The 6,462-nt window shown below is 62.3% G+C and carries 6 protein-coding genes; 3 read left to right on the forward strand and 3 right to left on the reverse strand.

What is annotated here, in order from left to right; translation table 11 throughout:
• Nucleotides 1–124 precede the first annotated feature (124 nt).
• Nucleotides 125–778, forward strand: coding sequence for a nitroreductase family protein (locus A985_RS0116290; RefSeq protein ID WP_017234466.1), 654 nt, complete (start codon nt 125–127; stop codon nt 776–778).
• A gap of 165 nt (nt 779–943) precedes the next feature.
• A complete protein-coding gene (locus tag A985_RS0116295; RefSeq protein WP_017234467.1) occupies nt 944–1,150 on the forward strand; it encodes a dodecin family protein in 207 nt (68 codons plus the stop codon).
• A 34-nt stretch (nt 1,151–1,184) separates the two neighbouring features.
• On the opposite strand, the gene A985_RS0116300 is transcribed toward A985_RS0116295, so the two are convergent.
• From A985_RS0116300 to ftsH, 3 genes are all read right to left on the reverse strand, one after another.
• Complete coding sequence (locus tag A985_RS0116300) at nt 1,185–2,801, reverse strand: methyl-accepting chemotaxis protein (RefSeq protein ID WP_017234468.1); 1,617 nt, start codon at nt 2,799–2,801, stop codon at nt 1,185–1,187.
• A 201-nt stretch (nt 2,802–3,002) separates the two neighbouring features.
• A complete protein-coding gene (gene ppk2 / locus A985_RS0116305; RefSeq protein ID WP_017234469.1) occupies nt 3,003–3,809 on the reverse strand; it encodes a polyphosphate kinase 2 in 807 nt (268 codons plus the stop codon).
• A complete protein-coding gene (gene ftsH / locus A985_RS0116310) occupies nt 3,781–5,727 on the reverse strand; it encodes an ATP-dependent zinc metalloprotease FtsH (RefSeq protein ID WP_017234470.1) in 1,947 nt (648 codons plus the stop codon). Before ftsH ends, ppk2 begins: the two co-directional genes overlap by 29 nt.
• Nucleotides 5,728–5,949: 222 nt before the next feature.
• Between ftsH and A985_RS25845 the strand changes: the two genes are divergently transcribed.
• On the forward strand, nt 5,950–6,462 hold a 513-nt coding region (locus A985_RS25845; RefSeq protein WP_017234471.1), incomplete at its 3' end, for a YgcG family protein.

Here is a 6,462-nt window from a genome sequence, read left to right on the forward strand (position 1 = left end):
CGGCCCGGAGCCCGCTGCGGCTTCGCCGCTCGTTGACCCGTATCAAGGCCGACCGAGATCGACTGCCTATGCTCGAAACAGCCGGGCATGACTGCCCGCCATCGGTCTTTCGAGGGTTCCCACGATGAATGAGGCCAAGCTTCCTGCGTACGCCGTCGTGCGCAATGCATCTCCTGTTCCGCTCGCCAGTGAGTCACTGCCGCTCATAGCGCTGCCGCCGCCGAGTCTCGAAGGCGGCGCCAGCTTGATGATGTCACTGGCACGTCGCAAGAGCGTGCGAGACTTTGCGCCGACCGCGCTTTCCCGCCAGCAACTCGGCGATCTGCTGTGGGCGGCGGACGGCGTCAATCGCGCTGATACCGGCGGGCGCACTGCGCCGTCGGCGCGCGGCGTGAACGAGATCGACGTGTACGTCGCCCTGCCCGAGGGCGTGTATCGCTATGACCCGGCGTCGCACCAACTGCACCTCAAGCATGCCGTCGATGCGCGCAATCTCACCGGCTACCAGGACTTTGTCGGTCAGGCGCCGCTCGATCTGGTGTACGTAGTCAATCACGCCCGCGCCGACGCGTTTCCTCAGTCACAACGGGATTCGTTCGCCGGCATCGCCGTGGGCGCGATTGCGCAGAACGTGTCGCTGTACTGTGCGTCAGCCGGACTGGCGTGCGTCGTGCGCGGTTGGTTGAATCATCGAATGCTGGCCAACGCCATGTCGCTCAACGAAGACGAGATACCGGTGCTGGCCCAGACGGTGGGCCATCCGAGGGTGACGGGATAACGCAATCCGTGTCGCTGGCGTTGCTGGGCGGGGAAGCGGCGAGCGGATGCGTTTGACATCGGTCAACACGGCGCATGCGCCAGCGACCATGCTTGGCTCATGGCAGTCGCACACCTTGGCCGGGAGACATCCCACGAGCTGCCATGCACCTTTGCGAGAGCCGTCATGTCAAAAAACATCGTCAAAGTTATCGAAGTGCTCGCCGAATCCCCCAAGAGTTGGGAGGATGCGGCGACGAAAGCCGTCGCCGCGGCCCAAAAGTCCCTTCGCGATGTCAAATCCATCTACATCGAGGACTTTTCGGCCGAGGTGGCCGACGGCAAGATCGTCAACTATCGAATCACCGCAAAGCTGAGTTTCAAACTCGAGTAGTGGCAGGGCGAGCTTGCCTGGACGACCTCCGGCCTCACGCTGCCAGCCTTTTATCCCCAACCAGATAGGGGCGCTCGGTGATTCGCTGCGCTGCGGAGGCGGGCGCGGGCGCGATCTGGAACTCGGTTACGGCCTCTTGCAGGCGCGTTGCCTGCTCCTCCATGGACGAGGCGGCGGCGGCAGCCTCTTCGACCAGGGCGGCATTCTGTTGCGTCACCTCATCCATCTGCGTAACGGCACGGTTGACCTGTTCGATGCCCCGGCTTTGCTCGCTGGAGGCGGCGGAGATCTCGCCCATGATGTCGGTGACTCGCTTCACTGCCTGGACGATGTCCGTCATGGTCTGGCCCGCTTGCCCGACCAGCACCGAGCCTTCGCGGACTTGCTGAGCGGAACTCTCGATCAACGCCTTGATTTCCTTGGCGGCGGCAGCGCTGCGCTGGGCGAGGGTTCGGACTTCGCCGGCCACCACGGCGAAGCCGCGGCCTTGCTCGCCGGCGCGCGCCGCTTCCACGGCGGCATTCAGGGCAAGAATGTTCGTCTGGAACGCGATGCCGTCGATCACGCTGATGATGTCGACGACCTTGCCCGAACTGTCCGAGATGCCGTGCATCGTGCCGACGACCTGTCCGACGACATTTCCGCCGCGCTCTGCGATTTCCGAGGCATTCACCGCCAGCGCGCTGGCCTGCCGCGCATTGTCGGCATTCTGTTTGACCGTGGCGGTGAGTTGCTCCATGGACGATGCCGTTTCCTCCAACGACGCCGCCTGTTCTTCGGTACGCGCCGACAGATCGGTGTTGCCGGCGGCGATCTGGCGTGCGGCCGACGTGATCGATTCGGTACCGCCGCGAATACGGTCGACCGTGGACGAGAGGCTTTCCTGCATGGCGCGCATGGCGGCAAGCAGGCTGGTGGTATCGCCGGGCTGCGTTTCGATCGTCATGGCAAGATCGCCCTGGGCAATGCGCCCGGCAATCTCAACGGCGTAGTGCGGCTCTCCGCCCAGGCTCTTCTTGATGTTGCGAATGATCAACAACATCGCCGCCGAGACAATGGCGCCGAGCACGACCAGCAGTCCGGCCCATTCGGCGAGAGAGCGGTAAAAGGCGTCGTTGATGTCGTCGGTGTAGACCCCGCCTGTAATGCACCAGTCCCACGGCGCGAAGTATCCGACACGGCTGATCTTGCCAACCGGCTTATCGTGACCAGGCTTCGGCCATTGGTAAGTAAAGTACCCCCCTCCGGCCCGGCCGACGTTGGAGATCTCCCGGAACACGTATTGGCCCGACGAATCTTTGAAGTCGGAGAGGTTCTTGCCATCCAATTCCGGCTTGATGGGATGCATCACCACGTTGGCGTGGGTGTCGGAAATGGAGAGGTAGCCACTGTCGCCAAAGCGCATGGCGCGCACTTCGGCGATCGCATCGCGCTGTGCTTCGGCTTTGGTGAGCGTGCCTTTGTCGGCAGCATCTGCATATCTTTTGATCACGCTGGTCGCGGAATCCACGACGTTCTTGAGGCCGAGTTCGCGCTCCGCGAACATGGTCTGACGCGTGTTGATCGAGCCCCAGGCGCAAATGACCAGGAGGCTGATCCACATCAGGCCCAAGGCCAACAACAGTTTGGTGTTCAGGGTAAAACGGTGCACGACTACCTCCAGGACTGGCAGTGGGGGACAAGAGGTTGACTTTGGGAGCGCGGCATCGCGATGGCGCGCCACGAATGGCGGACGCTTTGCAAGTCAGTTGGCCGACACTCTATCGACAGGTGACGCAAACGTCTGCGGGTGTTTTCGCTCATAGACTGAATTGCCGGGGGCGCGGACGCCCACGTCGTCACTGGCGCCGCATTACTTCGCGATCGCGCCGCTCAGCAGATGCGCCTCGGCATAAGGAAACACGATGTCCGGATTCGGACGAATCAGCTTCGTGTCCTTGCCGGCGTAGTGCAGGCGCGTGAGCAGGTCCTTGATGACATTGAGGCGCGCGACCCGCTTGTCGTCGGCGCTGACCACATTCCACGGCACGCTGTCGTTCGTACGGGAGAACATCTCGTTTCTCGCCTTGCTGTATTTCTTCCACAGCGCTACCGCTTGTTCATCGATGGGGCTGACCTTCCACTGCTTGAGGGGGTCCCGACGCCGCGACGCAATGCGCCGCTGCTGCTCGTCCTTGGTGATGTCGAGGTAATACTTGATAAGGCGTATTCCCGAGCGCACCAGCATGCCTTCAAATGCCCCGACGCTCGACATGAATTCTTCATGCTCCGTCTTGGTGCAAAACCCCATGACGTGCTCGACGCCTGCGCGGTTGTACCAACTGCGATTGAACAGCGTGAATTCGCCGGGGGCGGGGAGTTCGGCAACGTACCGCTGGAAGTACCACGAGCCACGTTCGCGGTCGGAGGGCTTTCCAAGCGCGACCACGCGTGTCTCCCGCGGGCTCAGATGTTCGACGATCCGTTTGATGGTGCCGTCCTTCCCGGAGGCGTCGCGCCCCTCAAAGATCACCAGAATTCTTTCGTTCACATGACTGAGGAAGTGCCGCTGCAGCTTGACCAGTTCAATTTGCAGCAAACGCAGCTCCCGCTCGTAGTCGTCCGCCGTGACGGAACTGACCTCCGCCTCGTCAGGATGATCGCGTGTCTTCGTCTTCATGCGGGTGCCCCGATTCGCGCTGCACGGACACCACGGGCCCCGACGGCCTCGTGGGCGATAACTGAGTCACCTTTTCGGACAGCAGGAGCTCAAGCTCGCTGCGGCCTACGACTTCCTGGACAAGGAGGCGTTTAGCCAACGCGTCGAGCTTGGGGCGACAGGCCTGAAGCGTTTGTCGCACCCGGGCGCTGGCCTGCGCCAGAATCGTCCGAACCTCCGCGTCGATCAGTCGCGCGGTTTCCTCGCTGCACGCCCTGCGCTCGTGCGGCATCATGCCGATGCCGTTGAAGAGCGGATTCGGCATATCCTCGTAAGTGGCCAGCCCAAGCGGCTCGCTCATGCCGAACTGGGTAATCATCTGGCGCGCAATATCCGTCGCGCGCTGTAGATCGTTCTGGGCCCCGGTGGACACGTCGCCGAAAACAATCTGCTCAGCCATGCGCCCGCCGAGCAGCACGTCGAGCCGGTCGAGCAGCTCACTTTGCTTGAGCAGATAGCGATCCTCGGTAGGTGTCTGCTGGGTATAGCCGAGCGCCGACACGCCACGTGGAATGATGGACACCTTCGACACGCGGTCGGCATGGGGGCGCATTTCCGCCACAATGGCGTGACCGGCTTCGTGGTAAGCGATGGTCTCCTTCTCCTGGGCGTTCATCACGCGATTTTTCTTTTCCAGGCCACCGACGATGCGGTCCAGCGCCTCGTCGAAGTCGACCATTTCTACGGCATCCTTGCCCTTGCGCGCGGCCAGCAGCGCGGCCTCGTTGACAAGGTTGGCGAGTTCGGCGCCAGCGAAGCCGGGGGTGCGCGCCGCGAGCACGGACAACTCGACGGTGGGCGCCAGGACGACGTGCCTGACGTGAACCTTGAGAATTTCCTCGCGACCCTTGAGGTCGGGGCGGTCCAGCGCAACATGGCGGTCAAAGCGCCCGGGGCGCAACAGCGCCGGGTCCAGAATCTCGGGCCGGTTGGTTGCCGCCATGATGATGACGCCCTTGTTGGTATCGAAGCCATCCATCTCGACCAACAACTGGTTCAGCGTCTGTTCGCGTTCGTCGTTGCCCGTAAAAGTGCCAAGGGCACGGGTCTTGCCGAGCGCGTCGAGTTCATCGATGAAGATGATGCAGGGGGCCTTGGTTTCGGCCTGGTTGAAGAGGTCACGAACTCGCGCCGCCCCGACGCCGACAAACATCTCCACGAACTCCGAGCCACTGATGCTGAAGAACGGGACCGCCGCCTCGCCCGCGACCGCCTTGGCCAGAAGTGTCTTGCCGGTGCCGGGGGCGCCAAGCAGCAACACCCCCTTGGGAATCTTGCCTCCGAGGCGCCGGTAGCGGTCGGGATCTTTCAGGAAGTTGACGATTTCGGCGAGTTCGTCCTTCGCTTCGTCGATGCCGGCGACATCGGCGAAAGTCACGCCAGTCTCTTGCTGCATGTAGACCTTGGCCTTGCTCTTTCCGATCTCCATCATGCCCCCCGCGGCGCCGCCGACGCGCTTGATGAGGAAGCTCCAGAAGGCAAAGAACAGCGCAGCGGGCACAATCCAGGACAGCACTGCGCCGATCCACTTGTTGTCGGCCTGCCCGACGAAGCGCACCTTTGCGGCTTCGAGTTCCTGGACCAAGGCGGGGTCATTGACGCGGATCGTCGAAAAGGCATGCTCGCCTTTTCCCTGATGCTGCATCGCGTCAGCCTGGGGTTTGGGGAGCAAATTCTCGATGCCGTCGGTATTGAGCGTCCCCGTGATGGCGCCTTCGCCGAGCGTAATGTTCTTGAGCTTACCCGCCTTCAAAAGCACCTTGAAATCGCTGTACGGCAGCGTCTCGACGTCCGAAGGGGAAATGAAACTCTGAAGGATCAGCATCGCCGTGACGGCCGCGAGCAGGTACCAAAGGGAAAACTGTTGGCGTGTTTCCATGGAATCCTTCCATCTTGCGGTCAGATTCATCATAGTCAGCGCGCCAAGCGCACCGCTTGACGGAGGTCAAGCCCCGATCTCGCCTGTCGCGGCGCATGTCGCCTGGCGTGGCTCACCTGGGGCACTCGCCGTCTCCGTCATGGCGATGCCGACGTTTGACACGCGTCAATGTGAGCGGGTGGGAAGCGGCGATAGTGAATAGGTTCGCCCCGGGAGGTCAACGTGAAATGGCATCTGGCCGTCAAAGGCTTGTTTCCGGCGCTGCTGCTTTGCCTGTGCCTTGGGGCAAGTGCCGAGGTGGGCATCCCCCCATTGACAGCCCGAGTCACCGACCTGACCGGTACATTGACCCGCGAACAGACGGCCGCCCTGGAGCAAAAGCTGCAAGCCTTCGAGGCCGCAAAGGGCAGTCAGATCGGGGTGTTGATGGTACCGACCACGCAATCCGAAGACATTGCGCAGTACTCCATCCGCGTCGTCGAACAATGGAAGCTCGGGCGCAAGGGCACGGATGACGGTGTGCTGCTGATTGTCGCCAAGGATGACCGGCGAGTGCGCATCGAGGTCGGCTACGGTCTCGAGGGCGTGCTCACCGACGCCATCAGCAACCGGATCATCAACGAGGACATCGTTCCACGCTTCCAGCAAGCCGACTTCTATGGCGGCGTGACCGCTGGCGTCGAACGCATCATGAGTGTTGTCAACGGCGAGCCGCTACCGCCCCCGAAGCGCGCC

It is taken from the genome of Pandoraea sp. B-6 (assembly GCF_000282835.1).
GTDB lineage: Bacteria > Pseudomonadota > Gammaproteobacteria > Burkholderiales > Burkholderiaceae > Pandoraea > Pandoraea cepalis.

Coding starts and splice junctions, on each gene's coding strand:
- A985_RS0116295 (WP_017234467.1), top strand. CDS start 944: ATGTCAAAAAACATCGTCAAAGTTATCGAAGTGCTCGCCGAATCCCCC.
- ppk2 (WP_017234469.1), bottom strand. CDS start 3,809: ATGAAGACGAAGACACGCGATCATCCTGACGAGGCGGAGGTCAGTTCC.
- ftsH (WP_017234470.1), bottom strand. CDS start 5,727: ATGGAAACACGCCAACAGTTTTCCCTTTGGTACCTGCTCGCGGCCGTC.
- A985_RS0116290 (WP_017234466.1), top strand. CDS start 125: ATGAATGAGGCCAAGCTTCCTGCGTACGCCGTCGTGCGCAATGCATCT.